The 16,351-nt window shown below is 42.7% G+C and carries 17 protein-coding genes and 1 other annotated feature; of the genes, 5 read left to right on the top strand and 12 right to left on the bottom strand.

Features of this window, described 5'->3' with window-relative positions:
* Positions 1–53 precede the first annotated feature (53 nt).
* From QNH15_RS09865 to QNH15_RS09845, 5 genes are all read right to left on the bottom strand, one after another.
* Positions 54–1,058: an ABC transporter ATP-binding protein gene (locus tag QNH15_RS09865; RefSeq protein WP_283894399.1), complete on the bottom strand. Its 1,005-nt coding sequence runs from the start codon at positions 1,056–1,058 to the stop codon at positions 54–56.
* The gene (locus QNH15_RS09860; protein WP_061968988.1) at positions 1,058–2,077 is read right to left on the bottom strand and encodes an ABC transporter ATP-binding protein; all 1,020 of its coding nucleotides are present in this window, start codon (positions 2,075–2,077) and stop codon (positions 1,058–1,060) included. Before QNH15_RS09860 ends, QNH15_RS09865 begins: the two co-directional genes overlap by 1 nt.
* A 12-nt stretch (positions 2,078–2,089) precedes the next feature.
* Entirely contained in the window at positions 2,090–3,103 is a 1,014-nt protein-coding gene (gene opp3C / locus QNH15_RS09855; RefSeq protein WP_129480326.1) for an oligopeptide ABC transporter permease, read from the bottom strand.
* A 5-nt stretch (positions 3,104–3,108) separates the two neighbouring features.
* Positions 3,109–4,038, bottom strand: a complete 930-nt coding sequence (gene opp3b, locus QNH15_RS09850) for an oligopeptide ABC transporter permease (RefSeq protein ID WP_283894398.1) — start codon at positions 4,036–4,038, stop codon at positions 3,109–3,111.
* 192 nt (positions 4,039–4,230) lie between these two features.
* Complete coding sequence (locus QNH15_RS09845) at positions 4,231–5,910, bottom strand: peptide ABC transporter substrate-binding protein (protein WP_283894397.1); 1,680 nt, start codon at positions 5,908–5,910, stop codon at positions 4,231–4,233.
* A 420-nt stretch (positions 5,911–6,330) separates the two neighbouring features.
* Here QNH15_RS09845 and QNH15_RS09840 point away from each other — a divergent pair, with 420 nt between their 5' ends.
* On the top strand, positions 6,331–6,699 hold the full coding sequence (locus QNH15_RS09840; RefSeq protein WP_283894396.1) for a DUF3899 domain-containing protein: 369 nt from the start codon (positions 6,331–6,333) through the stop codon (positions 6,697–6,699).
* A gap of 35 nt (positions 6,700–6,734) precedes the next feature.
* Positions 6,735–6,972: a binding site (T-box leader), on the top strand.
* Between the two features lie 59 nt (positions 6,973–7,031).
* The gene (gene trpS / locus QNH15_RS09835) at positions 7,032–8,021 is read left to right on the top strand and encodes a tryptophan--tRNA ligase (RefSeq protein WP_283894395.1); all 990 of its coding nucleotides are present in this window, start codon (positions 7,032–7,034) and stop codon (positions 8,019–8,021) included.
* Positions 8,022–8,123: 102 nt separating this feature from the next.
* Here trpS and QNH15_RS09830 read toward each other — a convergent pair whose 3' ends face one another.
* The 3 genes from QNH15_RS09830 to QNH15_RS09820 form a co-directional block, all read right to left on the bottom strand.
* A complete protein-coding gene (locus QNH15_RS09830) occupies positions 8,124–8,870 on the bottom strand; it encodes a YjbA family protein (protein ID WP_283894394.1) in 747 nt (248 codons plus the stop codon).
* A gap of 132 nt (positions 8,871–9,002) precedes the next feature.
* The gene (gene fabF, locus QNH15_RS09825; RefSeq protein ID WP_283894393.1) at positions 9,003–10,241 is read right to left on the bottom strand and encodes a beta-ketoacyl-ACP synthase II; all 1,239 of its coding nucleotides are present in this window, start codon (positions 10,239–10,241) and stop codon (positions 9,003–9,005) included.
* 42 nt (positions 10,242–10,283) lie between these two features.
* On the bottom strand, positions 10,284–11,216 hold the full coding sequence (locus tag QNH15_RS09820) for a beta-ketoacyl-ACP synthase III (protein ID WP_283894391.1): 933 nt from the start codon (positions 11,214–11,216) through the stop codon (positions 10,284–10,286).
* 197 nt (positions 11,217–11,413) lie between these two features.
* Here QNH15_RS09820 and QNH15_RS09815 point away from each other — a divergent pair, with 197 nt between their 5' ends.
* Positions 11,414–11,707, top strand: a complete 294-nt coding sequence (locus QNH15_RS09815; RefSeq protein WP_283894389.1) for a YppG family protein — start codon at positions 11,414–11,416, stop codon at positions 11,705–11,707.
* Between the two features lie 45 nt (positions 11,708–11,752).
* On the opposite strand, the gene QNH15_RS09810 is transcribed toward QNH15_RS09815, so the two are convergent.
* The 4 genes from QNH15_RS09810 to QNH15_RS09795 all read right to left on the bottom strand — a co-directional run bounded on the left by QNH15_RS09810 (position 11,753) and on the right by QNH15_RS09795 (position 14,747).
* Complete coding sequence (locus QNH15_RS09810; protein ID WP_090232892.1) at positions 11,753–11,932, bottom strand: ComZ family protein; 180 nt, start codon at positions 11,930–11,932, stop codon at positions 11,753–11,755.
* Positions 11,929–12,915 carry a BMP family ABC transporter substrate-binding protein gene (locus tag QNH15_RS09805; RefSeq protein ID WP_283894385.1) on the bottom strand — a complete coding sequence of 329 codons (987 nt, stop codon included), beginning with the start codon at positions 12,913–12,915 and terminating at the stop codon, positions 11,929–11,931. Before QNH15_RS09805 ends, QNH15_RS09810 begins: the two co-directional genes overlap by 4 nt.
* A gap of 95 nt (positions 12,916–13,010) precedes the next feature.
* Positions 13,011–13,907: an NAD-dependent epimerase/dehydratase family protein gene (locus QNH15_RS09800; RefSeq protein WP_283894383.1), complete on the bottom strand. Its 897-nt coding sequence runs from the start codon at positions 13,905–13,907 to the stop codon at positions 13,011–13,013.
* 99 nt (positions 13,908–14,006) lie between these two features.
* On the bottom strand, positions 14,007–14,747 hold the full coding sequence (locus tag QNH15_RS09795) for a hypothetical protein (RefSeq protein ID WP_283894382.1): 741 nt from the start codon (positions 14,745–14,747) through the stop codon (positions 14,007–14,009).
* A 171-nt stretch (positions 14,748–14,918) separates the two neighbouring features.
* Between QNH15_RS09795 and QNH15_RS09790 the strand changes: the two genes are divergently transcribed.
* Positions 14,919–15,110 (top strand): YjzD family protein, encoded by a 192-nt coding sequence (locus tag QNH15_RS09790; RefSeq protein WP_061968958.1) that lies wholly within the window; start codon positions 14,919–14,921, stop codon positions 15,108–15,110.
* Positions 15,111–15,172: 62 nt separating this feature from the next.
* The gene (locus tag QNH15_RS09785) at positions 15,173–16,345 is read left to right on the top strand and encodes a M20 family metallopeptidase (protein ID WP_283894381.1); all 1,173 of its coding nucleotides are present in this window, start codon (positions 15,173–15,175) and stop codon (positions 16,343–16,345) included.
* Positions 16,346–16,351: the final 6 nt, after the last annotated feature.

Here is a 16,351-nt window from a genome sequence, read left to right as displayed (position 1 = left end):
GCTTCCTTAACATAACACAAAACGATCTCCCGATATACAGGAGATCGCTGTATTTACTGCTGTTTATTCTCAGTGTTCAACTCATTGTCATAAAGATGGCAAGATACCCAGTGGCCTTCCCGCGCTTCCAACCATTTCGGTTCTTTGCTGGCACACACATCCATTGCGTGCGGGCACCTTGTACGGAACCGGCAGCCGCTTGGAGGGCTGATCGGGCTAGGGAGATCGCCTTCAAGAATGATACGCTCCCTGCTGCGTTCCACTTCCGGATCAGGAACAGGAATAGCGGAGAGAAGAGCCTGGGTGTAAGGATGCAATGGTTCTTCGTAAAGCTCATCACTTTCTGCCAGTTCTACAATGTTACCAAGATACATCACACCTACACGGTCAGAAATATGCTTAACCATGGAAAGGTCATGCGCGATAAACAAATACGTCAGACCGCGCTCTTTCTGAAGTTTCATCATCAGGTTGACCACTTGAGCCTGAATGGAAACATCCAGCGCAGAAATTGGTTCATCCGCAATAATGAAATCCGGGTCTACAGCAAGCGCACGGGCAATACCGATACGCTGGCGTTGTCCGCCGGAAAACTCGTGCGGATAACGGCTCGCATGTGCACGGTTCAAGCCTACTGTTTCAAGAAGCTCATAGACTCTTTCCATACGTTCTTTATCGTTTTTTGCCAGACCGTGTATGTCTATTCCCTCGGCAATAATATCCTTGATTGTCATCCTTGGGTTCAATGAAGCATACGGATCCTGGAAAATCATTTGCATCCGGCGGTTAAACGACTTTAAATCTTTTCTGGACTTTTTGCCATGAACATCATTGCCTTCAAAGGTTACATTCCCGCCTGTTGCTTCATAAAGGCGAATGATAGTCCGTCCTGTCGTCGATTTTCCGCATCCGGATTCTCCAACCAGTCCGAGAGTCTCTCCTTTATATATATCAAAGCTGACATTATCAACCGCTTTTAAGACAGCATTTTTCCCAACATTGAAGTGCTTTTTGAGATTTTTTACTTCCAATAATTTTTCTCGTTCAACGACTGCCATTAACGGGCACCTCCTACTAATGCGGCTTCAGGCGGTTCAACCTGAGGCGCGCGCTCATCCAGAAGCCAGCATGCCGTTTTATGCGTGGAAGTAACATCGGTCACATCCGGCATGTTGTCTACACACACCTGCATTGCATAAGGGCAACGGGCAGCAAAAGGGCAGCCTTTTGGAGGATTAAGCAAGTTCGGTGGTGTACCTGGAATGGCCATTAATTCTTTATCCGCAGAATTCAACTTCGGCATGGAAGATAATAACCCCCATGTATACGGATGCTTTGGATTATAAAAAACTTCATCGGTTGTTCCTGTTTCAACAATGGTGCCGCCATACATAACGGCTACCCGCTGAGACAGATTCGCCACTACGCCAAGATCATGCGTGATTAAAATAATGGCAGTTCCTGTCTTTTGCTGCAAATCTCTCATTAAGTCGAGAATCTGTGCCTGAATGGTTACATCAAGAGCTGTTGTTGGCTCGTCGGCAATCAATACCTTAGGGTTACATGCCAGCGCAATGGCAATCACCACACGCTGTCTCATCCCACCTGAAAATTGGTGAGGATATTCATTAATACGAAGCTCGGGATTTGGAATACCAACCAATTTCAACAGATTGATCGCACGTTCCTTCGCTTCATTTTTGGATAAATTCTGATGTTTTCGAAGGCCTTCCATGATCTGCTTCCCAACTGTCATCGTCGGGTTAAGAGAAGTCATCGGGTCCTGAAAGATCATTGAAATTTCAGAACCGCGAATTTTTTCCATCTCACGGTTGGAAAGCTTGGTAAGATCTCTTCCTTCAAAAAGGATTTCTCCTTCTTTAATTTCACTCGTTTTTTCAGGCAGCAATCTCATGATGGATTTTGAAGTAACGGATTTTCCGGAACCTGATTCTCCTACAATTGCAAGAGATTCCCCTTTTTCAAGATGAAGATTGACCCCCCTGACAGCTTTTACTTCGCCTGCAAACGTATGAAAGGAGACATTGACATTATTTAGTTCTAGAATATTTTTCATCTATTTCTCCCCCTATTTACGCATCTTAGGATCTAGTGCATCACGCAAGCCGTCACCGAGAAGGTTAAAGCTGATCATGATTAAAGAAATAATTACAGCCGGGTACAATACAAGGTGCGGATAAATTTGCAATGATTTAAACCCTTCGTTTACCAATGATCCAAGAGACGCAGTCGGCGGTGAAATCCCGAGACCAATGAAGCTTAGGAACGCCTCTGTAAAGATTGCACTCGGAATGGTAAACATAGATGTAATGATGATGGACCCTAAAATATTTGGAAACATGTGCTTGGTAAGGATTCTTGAACTCTTCGCACCAAGCGTAACAGATGCAAGAACATACTCCTGAGTTTTCAACTTTAAAATCTGTCCTCGTACGATACGTGCCATCGTCGTCCAACCCGTAATAACCATAGCGAAAGTAATGGAGAGGATACCCGGATCAAGAATCAGAATCATCAGAATAACAACAATCAGGTTAGGGATACCAATAAGAATCTCGATAATCCTTTGCATGATATTATCCGTTTTTCCGCCATAGTAACCTGAAATAGCACCGTAGGCGACACCAATCACCATGTCAATGGCAGCCGCCAAAAACGCGATGTATAACGAGATCTGTGTTCCTTTCCATACCCTGACGAACTGGTCTCTTCCCAGAGCATCTGTACCAAACCAATAGTAATTATCTTTTTGGTTTTTCATTTTGTACTGATCTACACCGCGGATGTCTACTCCATCGAGACCGAGGAAGCCTACCTTTTCAAGAACAGGAACTCTTGGAGGCAGGTTGGTACGGCTTGTATCCTGGTCATCAAAGCCGTTATGGCTGAATAGCGGTCCAAGAAATGCAAGGAGCAAGATCGCCACAATGATGATCAGCCCTGCAACGGCTCCTTTGTTTTCAAACAATCTCCGTCTGGCGTCCTGCCAGAAGGAGGTACTTTCTTTTGTAATTTTTTCGGCATCGTCAGAAGACCTGACCGCAGGTTGGAATAAGTCGTTGTTTAGTTGTTTTTCATGCATGCTCATTATCCCTTGCCTCCTGCAACCCTGATTCTAGGGTCAATTACTCCATATAAAATATCCACAATCAATATGACGATGATAAAACACACACTGTAAAAAATGGTCGTCGCCATAATGACTGGATAGTCATTCAGTTGGATGGATGATACGAACTGAAAACCAAGACCCGGCACGGCAAAGATTTTTTCGATAATGAGTGTTCCTGTAATCAAGTTGATCGCCAACGGCCCCAAAATTGTAACAACAGGAATCAATGCGTTCCGGATGGTATGTTTCCAAATTACGACCAAGTTAGAAAGTCCTTTGGATTTAGCAGTTGTAATATAATCTTGTCCCAACACTTCAAGCATTTCCGTTCTCATGAACCTGGCCACAGTTGCTATTACAAAAACAGATAACGAAAGTGCTGGCAGAACATGATATTTCGGACCGTCCCAAAGGGCAACGGGCAGCCATTCTAACTTAACCCCTACGTAATATTGTAAAACTCCTGCAAAAACGAAGGATGGAATGGATATTCCCAAAACCGCAATCAGTGATGACAAATAATCAATTGACGAATTGTGTTTTAAAGCTGCAGCAATTCCCAAAATTAAGCCAATGATCGTTCCTATAATCGTTGCTTCAACACCAAGAACAGCGGAAGGCCCGATTCTTTCAGCAATCATAGTAGAAACAGGACGGTTGTCATATTGGAAAGATACACCCAAGTCTCCTTTAACCAGATTACCCATGTAGTTGAAATACTGAACAGGTACGGGATCATTCAATCCATACTTTTCATTCAAAATAAATTTTTGTTGATCTGTCAGTTTCTCCTCATTGTTAAACGGAGAACCTGGCAGCAGTTTCATAAGGAAAAACGTAAATGAAGTAATAATAAATAGTGTGATCAGCATGTAAAGCAATCGTTTTAGTACGAAACGAGCCACTATTGCACCTCCTAAAAAAATAAACCCCTGCTTAATACCTATATCTCTATATTAAGTGACAAAACAATATCCTACAATAGTTTCGTTGGAATTTTCGACAAATTTTTACTAATAAGTCATTGGCAGTTAAAAGGAGAGTATATGGCTTACTGACATATACTCTCCTGGTACCGCTATAAAACAATTTGTTTTTTACTCAACGTCCCAATATTTGTAGCTATAATCCCCACCAAATGAGTGGTTGTGGATGTTTTTAATATTAGATTTTGTGATAAAGGCATATCCACGTTGGTACATTGGGCTGATTGCCGCATCGTCTTCGATTAGGATTTTTTCAGCTTGCTGCATCATTTCCCAACGTTTTTTAAGATCTGTTTCAGATGAAGCCTTTTTAATTAGCTCATCATACTTTTTGTTGGAGTAGTTCATTTCGTTGTGAGAACCACCAGTTACAAACATGTCAACGAATGTCATTGGATCTGGATAGTCAGGTCCCCAACCAGCGTATGAAATGTCATAATCCATGTTTTCTTCAAGCTTAAGCTTTTGCTTGAATGGTTGAGCTTTGATTTTCAGAGATAGACCAGGAAGGTTTTTCTCCAATTGGTTTTTGATGAACTGTGCATCTTTTTGAGCCGTATCAGTGTCATAGTTCAAAAGAGTAAGGTCTAATTTCTTAACTCCAAGCTCTTTCAAACCTTTTTCCCAATATTCTTTTGCTTTCTTAGCGTCACCTTTGTTCATGTCGCCGTTCTTTTCACGGAAGTCAGCTCCGTCTGGACCGTTAACAAACTTGGAAGGCACCAAGAAATATGCAGGAACAGATCCGTTATTCAACAATACGTCTGTTAATTGCTTCTTATCCCAGCCCATGTCAAGCGCATGGCGGATGTTATTGTTTGCTAGTGCTTTGTTCTTTTGGTTCATACGAAGGAAGAACACAGAAGATTCAGGCACTGTGCTGAAAACGTCTTTTTTATCTTTATATTGGTCAACATATTCCGCAGAAATCGTGGTGCGGTCTAGTTTTCCAGTTTCAAACAAGTTAATACGAGTTGCTTCGTCTTTAAGAATGTTCACGTTGATTTTGTCAACTTTTACGTTCTTCTTGTCCCAATATTTATCGTTCTTTTCCAATACCCATCCTTTTTCATGCTCCCATTTTGTAAGAGCGAAAGGACCGTTGTAAAGAGCTTTGTCAGCTTCTAAAGCGTATTGTTTCCCTTGTTCTTTAACAAACTTTTCAGGTTGTGGATAGAAAGTCGGGAATGAAAGAACCGCTTTTAAGTAAGGTTTTGCACTGGTTGGACCAGCGAACTTCACTTCAATTGTATGTTCGTCAATAGCTTTGATACCAAGCTTATCAGTTTTGTTATACATTGGATCTTCAGGGTTTAGAATTTTGTCAGCATTCAGGATGCCTGCAACTTGATAGATGAAAGAGTATTGAGTAGCTGTGTCTTTGCTTACAGCTTTTCTCCAGGCAAAAACATAATCGTTTGCTGTTACAGGATCACCATTGCTCCACACAGCATCATCGCGAAGTTTAAATACCCAAGTCTTGCCGCCATCTTTCTCTTCTGGTTCTTCAGCAGCACCGGATAGAACTGGCTCATCCTTGTCGTTCAAGGTATAAAGACCTTCGTATACATTGTTTGCCAAGTTTAGAGAAACTTGATCGTCTGCCATGATGTTGTCAAGATACGGGATTTCGGAAGTTTCCATAAGGTTTAGGACCTTTTCTTTAGAACCCCCACCGTTACTTGAACCGTCCCCGCTCGCTTTTTCCTCTTTTTTACCGCTGCACGCAGAAAGGAAAACGCTCAAAACGAGCACGATCGTTAGTAATAACGACCATTTTGACTTCTTCATTGATTGACCTCCCCTTTTTCTGTTTACCTAATTAGTGAGCCAAAGCTTCGTGAATTATCAGACATTTTGCCCACATTCGTATTATACAAGTTTTCATACTATTATGCATATACTTTTTTTTACGACTTTTACAAAAAGCCCAATTTATTTACGTTTCTTTAACAAAAAATAAGACTAAATACCTATGATTGTTCAGCGTTTCCATCCCTTCTGTTATCCAATAAATTCCATAAAAATTAGCAAAATATCCTCCTTTCTTACCCTTCATTATTTATATTTTCTAACAACTCTGAACCTATATGCACTCTCCTTCCGTAAACGTTCGGATAATTGATAGGTATAAAGGAGTATGCTCGCATCTTATGTTCATGGTAAAATGAATAATACAGCTATGAATTTGAAAATGATGGGAGTAAATCGATGTCACGTTTTTCGGCTTCAGCACTATTGACCGCAGGGTCTGTTTTACTATCACTTATCATTGAATTTTTGTCGGATAAAAAGCTTCATCTCATTCATGTGGTGGACAACCTTTTTATGGTGGGGCTTGCTCTGGTCCTGATCGGCTTAGTGTTATTTGTTGTTAGGGGCGGATTCTTCGATCTTTTTTCAAAGACAGTCAAAAAAGTGATGAAATCATTCTCGAAGTCAGCCGAGTACGCAGAGAGCCAGGGAGAAGCCTCAAACTTCAGCCTGTCCGAACGGGTATCTGGCAATTTTGTCTTTCCTCTGCTTTGTTCCGGAGCTGTGTTGTTTGTTTTTTCTAGTCTGGTTGCAATTCTATTGTAACTTTTATATACTATTTTTAACTTAATGAATAATATTTAAAGGCGATGATAAAGAAAAGTACATGTTTTTGAAGCTCCCAGAGAGCCTGTGGCCGGTGGAAACAGGCAGTGAATGAACATGGAATGGGCTTTTGAGCTCCTGTCTGAACATTGTTTAGTAGGAACAGGCGTGTGTGTCCGCACGATAGAAAGGGCGCCGTATGACAGTACGGGTTAGAGATATTCTTTTTTTATGGAATAACAAGGGTGGCACCACGGTCCATTCGTCCCTTTTCACGGGATGAATGGGCCTTTTTTGTATGTATATAATTTATTAAAAGGAGAAATTTTATTATGGCAACTATTTTTTCAGGTATCCAGCCAAGCGGTACGATAACATTGGGGAATTATTTGGGGGCCCTGCAGCATTTTGTGGACTATCAAGAGGATAATCACTGTTATTTCTGTGTGGTGAATCAGCATGCCATCACTGTTCCGCAGGATCCGGTTCAGTTGAAAAAGAACAGCCGCAGCCTTGCTGCCATGTACCTCGCTGTCGGCATCGATCCCGAGAAATCCACTCTTTTCATCCAATCGGAGGTTCCTGCCCACACCAAAATGGGATGGGTTCTGCAATGTGTCGCGTACATCGGAGAACTGGAGCGTATGACGCAATTTAAGGATAAATCCAAAGGCAAGGATGCCGTTTCTGCAGGGTTACTGACCTACCCGCCGCTCATGGCTGCCGATATTCTCCTTTATGGTACGGAGCTTGTTCCTGTCGGAGATGATCAAAAGCAGCACATTGAGCTGACACGTGACCTAGCCGAACGATTCAATCATAAATACCGTGAAATCTTTACCATTCCGGAGCCGCGCATTCCTAAAGTGGGAGCAAGGATTATGTCTCTTGTTGATCCTACAAAAAAAATGAGCAAATCTGATGCAAATGTGAATGCGTTTATTTCTATTTTGGATGATGAAACGGTCATCACGAAAAAAATCAAACGTGCCACTACGGATTCCGATGGTGTTGTAAAATATGATAAAGAAAACAAACCCGGCATTTCCAACCTATTAACCATCTACTCACTATGCTCAGGCGAATCCATCGAGGAACTGGAAAGAAAGTATGAAGGGAAAGGTTACGGAGATTTTAAAGAAGGAGCAGCAAGAGCAGTCGTCGGCCGCTTAAAGCCAATCCAGGAACGCTATTACAGTTTGATCGAATCTGAAGAGCTTGATCATATCCTGGATCACGGAGCCGAAAAAGCGAATCGCGTAGCAAACAAAATGCTGAACAAAGCGGAACGTGCCATGGGATTGGCCAGAAAACGTTTATAACAGAAGAAAGCCTCCGCATGAAGCGGAGGTTTTTTCGTGCACAAGTGATTTTTCAAAAGCAGGACTCAAAAAGGAGACTCTTTAAGAGCCTCCTTTCTTTACTCAGTTTACATGTGTTCCATTTTCGAGTTCCCAAATCTTTTCAAAGTAGGGCTGACCTTTTACAAGCCGTTCGCAAATGGCGTAATGATGATTGCTCCAGCCGTCCTTGATTTCCGAATACAATGCTGCCCATGCTTCTTCAAATTCCATCGATTGAATTTTCATATACTCTTCTGGCATCCACTCGGTATACCAGTATCTCACCTCAGCCACATTCTGTGTCGTATGCAGCTGGTCGAGCAACATGAACAAAAGCTGCTTCAGCTGCCGTTCCTTTCTTGTGAGTCCTCTCATCACAACCGGTTCAGGCGAAAGAATATGATGCTCTTTTTCTTTTATATCCGGAGTAAATGTGTAGGAAACGGTCTCCATCTGCTCTGCCATTTCATACACGAGCTGTTCCTGCCTTGGGATCAGCCTGCTTTTTCGGATGGGAATACGGTAGCCCATTGTATCTATCACCATGGTTTTCTTTTCATCAGTGATTATAAAGCAATGGTCCAGTTGAACTCTCTGGTTGTTTTTCCTTACGTATGCTTTCTGGTGTACTTCATCTAAAAGGGAGTCTGGAAGATCGCTGAGTTCGTTTTCGATGTAGTGAAACAGTGAAGACTCTAATTTAACGATTGGCACCTGATCCAAAAGCTCGATGAAATCGTCCTTCCTCCACTCATGAAACTCACAAACGTTATAGCCATTTTCTTCACCTTCAAACCAATTCACCCAAACATCTCGTAAATATAACATTTGCTACCCCTCACTTACCGATTTAGTTAAAAACAGTATAGTCAGAGGTTGTCCAAAATATTCTTTTGTAAGAAGAATTATCTAGAGCAAATAAAAAAAGATGGCTGATTGCGATCAACCATCTTTTTACTCTTACTCGCTGTATTTTTTAAAGATCAAGGTTGCATTATGCCCGCCAAAGCCCAAGGAATTACTTAAAACAGTATTCACTTCCGCTTTTCTGGCTTCATTTGGTACATAGTCCAAATCACACTCAGGATCTGGTGTTTCATAATTGATCGTAGGTGGAATAATTCCATCCTGAATGGATTTTACTGAGAAAATCGCTTCGATTCCACCTGCTGCTCCTAACAGATGGCCTGTCATGGATTTAGTGGAGCTTACAGCTAGTTTGCGTGCATGATCACCAAAGACTTCCTTGATGGCCATCGTTTCAAACTTGTCATTATAATCAGTGCTCGTTCCGTGAGCGTTGATATAGTCGATTTCTTCAGGTGCCATTCCGCTGTCCTGTACAGCCTGAGTCATCGCACGAACGCCGCCTTCCCCGCCAGGAGCTGGTGCCGTAATGTGGTATGCATCTCCTGTTCCGGCATAACCCACGATTTCAGCATAAATTCTGGCTCCGCGTTTTTTTGCAAATTCAAGGTCTTCAAGAACCAGGATTCCTGCACCCTCGCCAATGACAAACCCGCTGCGGTTTGCATCAAACGGACGGCTTGCAGTGGCAGGATCGTCATTATAGGACAATGCTCCAGCCTGACAGAAGCCGGCAAGCGCCATATCGGTAATTGGAGCTTCCGTTCCTCCGCAAATCATGGCGTCCGCATCTCCACGCTGAATGACTTTAAATGCATCGCCAATAGAGTTGGCCCCTGAAGCACACGCTGTTACAGTACAAGAGTTCATTCCTTTAGCGCCAAGCATGATGGAAACCTGGCCTGCCGCCATATCGGGAATCATCATCGGTACGAAAAACGGGCTGACCCTGCGGTATCCCTTTTTCTCAAAAATGCGGAATTGCTCTTCATGCGTATCCATGCCGCCAATACCGGAACCGATCCACACACCTACACGAGGGGCGATTTCATCCGTAATATCAAGCTCGGCATCGGCTACCGCCATTTTTGACGCAGCGATGGCAAATTGAGTGAAGCGGTCCATTTTTCTCGCTTCTTTACGGTCCATATATTCATGAGGATCAAATTCTGTTGCTTCTGCAGCAACTTTTACCGGGAATTTTTCCGGATCCCTGCGAGTTAACGGGCCAACACCTGATTCACCGGCAATAATTCGGTTCCAGGTTTCTTCTACACTATTTCCAAGGGGAGAAATGGCTCCCATTCCTGTGATTACTACGCGTCTTTTCATTGTTAATACAACTCTCCTTTGAAGAATAGTCAGCTTTTACTTCTATCTTCCCCACCGGAGCGCAACGGCACCCCATGTCAGGCCGCCGCCAAATCCAACGAGGACCAGCAAGTCATCATCTTTTATCTTACCATTTTTTAAGGCATCAGAAATAGCCATTGGAATGGAAGCAGATGATGTGTTTCCATATTTATTAACGGTTACTGCCATTTTTTCCTTAGGCAGCTCCAACCGCTCACGAGATGCTTCCATGATGCGGATGTTGGCCTGATGAGGGATAAGGTAATCAACATCATCTTTTGTCAATCCTGCCTTTTCAACCACATTCATGGAGGATTCACCCATTTGGCGTACCGCAAATTTAAATACCTCGCGACCATTCATATGAAGGTACTTATCCTGGTACAGATGTTTTGCGCCTCTGCCGTCAGACCCCAGTTCAAAGGACAGAATTCCTCTTCCTTCAGATACTCTGGACATAACTGCAGCTCCTGCTCCATCACCAAATAATACAGCTGTATTTCTGTCATTCCAATCGGTAATCTTAGACAGCTTTTCAGCGCCAACCACCAATACATTTTTATAGGTATTCGATTCAATAAATTGTTTGGCCATCACCATGCCATACATAAATCCTGAACATGCTGCACTAATATCCATTGCTACAGCATGAACTGCGCCCAACCGTTCCTGAATTAAACAGGCTACAGAAGGGAATGGGGAGTCAGGAGTTACAGTGGCAACAATGATTAGATCAAGCTCTTCTGCACTCAGACCGGCATTTTCCAATGCTTCCCTTGCTGCCTGTTCTGACATATGTGATGTATTAACATCGTCTGCCGCAATTCTTCGCTCTTCTATTCCAGTACGGGTGCGAATCCATTCATCGCTGGTGTCCACCATTTTTTCAAGATCAAAATTGGTTAACACTTTTTCAGGGACATAAGCACCTAAACCTATTATTCCAGCATTCATGTTATTACCCCTTTATTCTTATTTTTATGTTGTTTCTTTCTGCATTTGGTTTAGTATCAATTTTTAAGACCTGGTACTAATTTTAATTTATATTTCATTTTTTGTCCAGTATGCTGATTACATGGGACAACACACCATCTATTCATACAGACATATTCTATAGAGAGCTTATCAGTCTGAATACAGGAGTGGTACATGTGAATTTTCCTCGCTATGGGCCTCCTTCCCCGATGCGGCAAAGATCGGCCATGCAAGCCAGACACCCATTTCCACCGCCTCGGCAAACAAGGGAACAGCAGCCGCCACCCAGCGAGCCGCCTTTTATCCCAATGGCCTACCGTCAGCCTTTTCCCCGGCCGAATCCTTTAATCAGCGCCTTCAGGACGAATGATGGAAACTTTGATTACAATAAACTGATGGCTGTCATCGACCAGACCGTGAAAGTTGCACAGCAAGTTTCCCCTCTGTTTACAGCTTTCAGGAAAAAGTAAAAGAGCCAACACCAGAAGTTGGCTCTTTTACTTTACTGACAAACGTTATTCTTGATTTTGTTTTCCAAGTTCATAAGCATCGTTCATGACTTTCAGAAGAAGATTCAGCATGGGCTGGATATCCTCCATGGACAATTCTACTCCTTTTTTCTCCAAAAGCTCTTTTCCTTCTGGCAGATGCTTCATGGCAATTTGCATAAACTGCATGTTCAATTCCTGATTCATTGGACTTCCTCCTGAGTTTGTTCTCGACTGTATTTTCCGTTGGGGAGTTTTCCGGTTTTTTTATACTCTTCAATGTCCTTACTGATCTTTTTCTGAAAAGCATAAGGCACCCGGGGACTGAAACGGCCCATTGTAATGGCTTTTTCCTTGAAACCATATTGAAGATTTCCGGTCTTAAGCTTTCCAGCATCAAGCTGTCCAGCAACAGATTTATATACATATTCTACGTTTTGCACCGTGCTTGTCAATACCGTAGCACGGCCTAAATCTGATTGATCCGTTACATATCCGATGGCATATAATGCCTTCTTTTTTACTTCTTCAATTACCGGTACAGTATAACCGTCACCAGTTGGATAAAAAACATCTGAACCATTAGCAGCCATCCGCTTAAATGAAGCAATGGCCCGATCCTTATCGCTCCAGCTGTGCATCACTTCGGTCTCGACGGTGATATCCTTTTTTTGAAAATGGGCTCCCTCGGCAAATCCTTTGATTTCAGGCTGCCATTCCTGAGCGGCGATCACACCCAGGTGGTTGGAGTGGCTCATTTTTGCGGCAACCATGCCGGCAAAAAAACCCATCGCGTACGATTTAAAATGAATGCTTGTCGTATTTTCACCTGTCACATCGCCATTAAAGCTCACAAAATGCATCTTCGGATAATCCTTGCTGATCTGACTGAATAGATCGGCATAAATTTTCCCGTGGCCAAAAACAAGGTTTACATCATCCTTTTGAAATTCTTTAACCGCCTGCTTAACTTCAGCTTTCATTTGCATCTGTTCTTTATATACTACTTCGTTTCCGTATGTATCCTGGATCTTGATCAGGCCTTTGTATCCTTGGTCCGCCCAGCCTTGATCATTAATGGTATCCTGGACAAGGAGCCCTGCATTTTTAAGGTTTCCTTCCCTTTTTTCCTGACATCCAGTCAGCGCGGCCAGCAGACATGCGACCAACAGCCCTTGTAAGATCTTCACGGTTCACGTTCACATCCCATTCTTTCATCCTGGTTAACCCCCTAAACTAGTATAATAGAAGAAATAAAAAAAAGGGAAACATAATTTCCCTTTTTTCATCCTTCATTCTTTCTCCATTGCCTGGTATGCTGTATTTGTCTTTTTAACCCCTCTTCAATGTGGACATCCAATTGAAACCCTAATTCCTGCTGAGCTTTTTCACCGACAACCACCATGTTCCTCTTTTCCTTTGGAAAGTCTTCTTCTTTTATGGAGAGAAGTTTTAACCCCTTGCTCCATTCACCGTTTGTACCGCTTCCTATATTATAAATCGTCCGTTTTTCTCCTTTTTCTGCTGCCAGGCATAATGCACGTACGGCATCGTCCACATAAATGGCGTCCTCGGTTATAGAATCTTTTTTAATGTTCATGGTGTCCCGTTCCTGTTCGTTAACATTGATGATTTGTTGAAAAGTCATTTCAGCTGGCTGCCAGGGACCATATATCGTGGGAAAGCGAAGAATAACGTAGGAAACTGGATGGTTTGCTGCTGCCATACGAATATAATTTTCTTCTGTCAGCTTGATGAGGCCAAATAAGGTTTCAGGATTGGTTGTAGAGGTTTCTGTCACTTTTCCTGTTTTTTTTCCATACACATCATAGGATGACGCATAGATGAGTTTGACTGATTTCGAAGGTATTGCCTGGATCAGACTCCTGGTGGATTGGATATGCTGCTTCACCTTATTTTCTATGTCATTCCATGCTTCATTTGAATGGATACCGCATGCGAGATGAAAGACGGTATCGGCTTTTTTAATGATTTTCTTTAAATTCAGTTGTTCCATGGGCTCATTGATAAGTTCAAAATTTGCATGACGGCCGATATAATCCAGCTTTTCTGTGGATCGGGCCGAATCAATTCCAATTACTTCAATCTCATCTTCCAGCAGCTTTGTGCATAGATGTGAGCCAATAAATCCTGCAGCTCCTGTAACAACAGCACGTTTCATCAAATGCTCCTCCGTTCTTTTTCTCTCTCTATATCGTATTGTTCAACCCGCTGAGTATGCATCTCAATCAATTTTCACAAAAAATCCTGCAGCAGGTTGCTACAGGATGGATTCATATAAACTGAAAAACCGAGGCACAGCCTGAAAATTCCCCAGACTTTTACTGGCCATTTGTATGGTCAGGGAAACAGCATATCCCTTTTCAAGGCAGGATGCTTCAAATGGCCGGCTGTGAATTTCAAATGGATAAACAGTGCCTGTTGCATCATGAAAAATTTTAACCGGCACCTCATGTTTTAAGGTAAAACGCGTTACCGTTTTCTCTAAAAATTCGTCCATATTTTCTTCCTTAATCCCGTAGGCCTGGCTAATTTCTTTACGAACTCTTTTTAAAAATAATTTGTTCTTTTTCTCCTGCTGAAAATGGCTTTTGAGATTCAGGCATGGATTAAGGAAAACCGCAGAACGGATGGATCCTTCCATGTCATTGATAAAATCCAGTGCGGTGAGCGCACCCATACCCTCCGCTAAAATATGAATAGACGGATTAAGAATTTCATATTTTATAACATAACGGTAAACTCTTCTTGCCAGGGATACCGCATCCTGGTTGCCCCAATTTCTTCCATATAGATTGGAATAAAATACGGTGTAGCCTTTTTGCTTGAGCGTTTGAATAAGTTCAAACCGGTCCTTGTTTTGTTTCCACAAACTTGACTGTTGATCTACAAAATGATTGCAATCGCCAAATATCATTACTGCAAAACCGTTTGGCTGTTCAGGAAGATGTATCGTATTCCATTGTCCATCTAAGCTGAAAATCCTCTCTTCGATGCTCACTTTTCTCCCCTCATCCAATATTTTCTTACTTATACTATGTCCGTTTTGTGAAACTGGAGAAGGGATATGCCTATTCTCGGGTGATTTCCTTAAAGATTTAAAGACAAAATCTTTATTTTTTGTTACTATATCAGAAGAAGAAGTCGTTTACATAAAGTTGAGGTGAACAAAATGCGTTATATCTGGACAATCATCTGGTCTTTACTACTTAGCAATATGGCTTTTTACGTACTGGAATCGATGCAGGGCGGAAAATATGACTCTGCAACATTTTCTACGGCATCTGTTTTCGGTGTAGTATTTGCCGTATTTGTCATCATCATTGGTGCCGTACTTCCCGCTGAAGCAGAAACGGCAGAATAAAAAAAAGCAGCCCCTCACACTCTGTGAAGGGCTTTTTTTCATCATATAGGAGGTTATCAACCATGAAAGAGGTACTAACAGCATTCCTCGATGAACAATATCCACTTTTTAAAGAAGTTGCACGATACATCTGGAATCATCCCGAGCTCGGCTATGAAGAAATAAAGTCCTCCGCTAAACTTATTGAAACCCTGGAACACTTTGGATTTGAAGTAGAGCGTAACATTGAGGGGATGGAAACGGCATTTATTGCAACCTATAACAGCGGAATACCCGGCCCTGTGATCAGCTACCTGGCTGAATATGATGCCTTGCCCGAGATTAATCATGCATGCGGACATAACTTGATCGGTACCATGAGTACGGCTGCAGGAATTGCAGTAAGCACAGTGATCAAGGAAACCGGTGGCAAAGTTCTTGTCTACGGAACGCCTGCAGAAGAGACAGGGGGAGCGAAAGTTCATTTGGCGGAAAAGGGCTACTTTGACCGTGTGGATGCAGCGCTGATGTGTCATCCTTACAAGGCGTTTGAACGAAGCGGCTCAAGCATGGCCATGGAGGCATTGCAATTTGATTTTAAAGGAAAATCAGCGCATGCAGCTGCTTCCCCGCATGAAGGAATCAACGCTCTCGACGCGGTGATCGCCTTGTTTAACAGTGTCAATGCGCTCCGGCAGCAAATGACTCCTGATGTACGAATCCACGGCGTTATTACAGCCGGAGGAAATGTTCCCAATGTTATTCCTGATAAAACCCAGGCACGGTTTTATGTACGGGCAGCTACCGTTGAACAGCTTCCTGATCTCGTCCGCCGAGTAAAGGACTGTGCCGCAGGGGCAGCACTTAGTACAGGGTGTGAATGGGAAGCAACCCATTACGAGCTTGGCTACGCCAACTTGCTCACCAATGAATCCCTGTCAGATTCGTTTACAAAAAATCTTGCATCGTTAGGCATTCCCGTAGAGGAAATTGAGACTGGAAATGACCACGGATCTCTTGACCTGGGAAATGTAAGCCAGGTGGTTCCTGCTGTTCATCCTTACATCAAAATAACCGATGCTTCTCATAATCTGCATACAACCGAGTTTTGTGATGCTGCCAATTCGGAGCAGGGATATAACGCCATGCTGACCGGCGCTAAAGCACTGGCACTGACCGGATATGATCTGTTAACAGATCCCCATCTCCTGCAGGATGTAAAAGAAGAATTTCAAACCAGAGAAAAAAGGGCCTGAAACAGG

This window comes from Fictibacillus enclensis (assembly GCF_030123385.1).
GTDB lineage: Bacteria > Bacillota > Bacilli > Bacillales > Fictibacillaceae > Fictibacillus_C > Fictibacillus_C enclensis.
This window is presented reverse-complemented; position numbering and strand designations above follow the sequence as displayed.

Bases quoted from the DNA above. Each gene is read 5' to 3' on its own strand.
- QNH15_RS09865 (WP_283894399.1), bottom strand. From the start codon at position 1,058: ATGGCAGTCGTTGAACGAGAAAAATTATTGGAAGTAAAAAATCTCAAA.
- QNH15_RS09860 (WP_061968988.1), bottom strand. From the start codon at position 2,077: ATGAAAAATATTCTAGAACTAAATAATGTCAATGTCTCCTTTCATACG.
- opp3C (WP_129480326.1), bottom strand. From the start codon at position 3,103: ATGCATGAAAAACAACTAAACAACGACTTATTCCAACCTGCGGTCAGG.
- QNH15_RS09845 (WP_283894397.1), bottom strand. From the start codon at position 5,910: ATGAAGAAGTCAAAATGGTCGTTATTACTAACGATCGTGCTCGTTTTG.
- QNH15_RS09840 (WP_283894396.1), top strand. From the start codon at position 6,331: ATGTCACGTTTTTCGGCTTCAGCACTATTGACCGCAGGGTCTGTTTTA.
- trpS (WP_283894395.1), top strand. From the start codon at position 7,032: ATGGCAACTATTTTTTCAGGTATCCAGCCAAGCGGTACGATAACATTG.
- QNH15_RS09830 (WP_283894394.1), bottom strand. From the start codon at position 8,870: ATGTTATATTTACGAGATGTTTGGGTGAATTGGTTTGAAGGTGAAGAA.
- fabF (WP_283894393.1), bottom strand. From the start codon at position 10,241: ATGAAAAGACGCGTAGTAATCACAGGAATGGGAGCCATTTCTCCCCTT.
- QNH15_RS09820 (WP_283894391.1), bottom strand. From the start codon at position 11,216: ATGAATGCTGGAATAATAGGTTTAGGTGCTTATGTCCCTGAAAAAGTG.
- QNH15_RS09810 (WP_090232892.1), bottom strand. From the start codon at position 11,932: ATGAATCAGGAATTGAACATGCAGTTTATGCAAATTGCCATGAAGCAT.
- QNH15_RS09800 (WP_283894383.1), bottom strand. From the start codon at position 13,907: ATGAAACGTGCTGTTGTTACAGGAGCTGCAGGATTTATTGGCTCACAT.
- QNH15_RS09790 (WP_061968958.1), top strand. From the start codon at position 14,919: ATGCGTTATATCTGGACAATCATCTGGTCTTTACTACTTAGCAATATG.
- QNH15_RS09785 (WP_283894381.1), top strand. From the start codon at position 15,173: ATGAAAGAGGTACTAACAGCATTCCTCGATGAACAATATCCACTTTTT.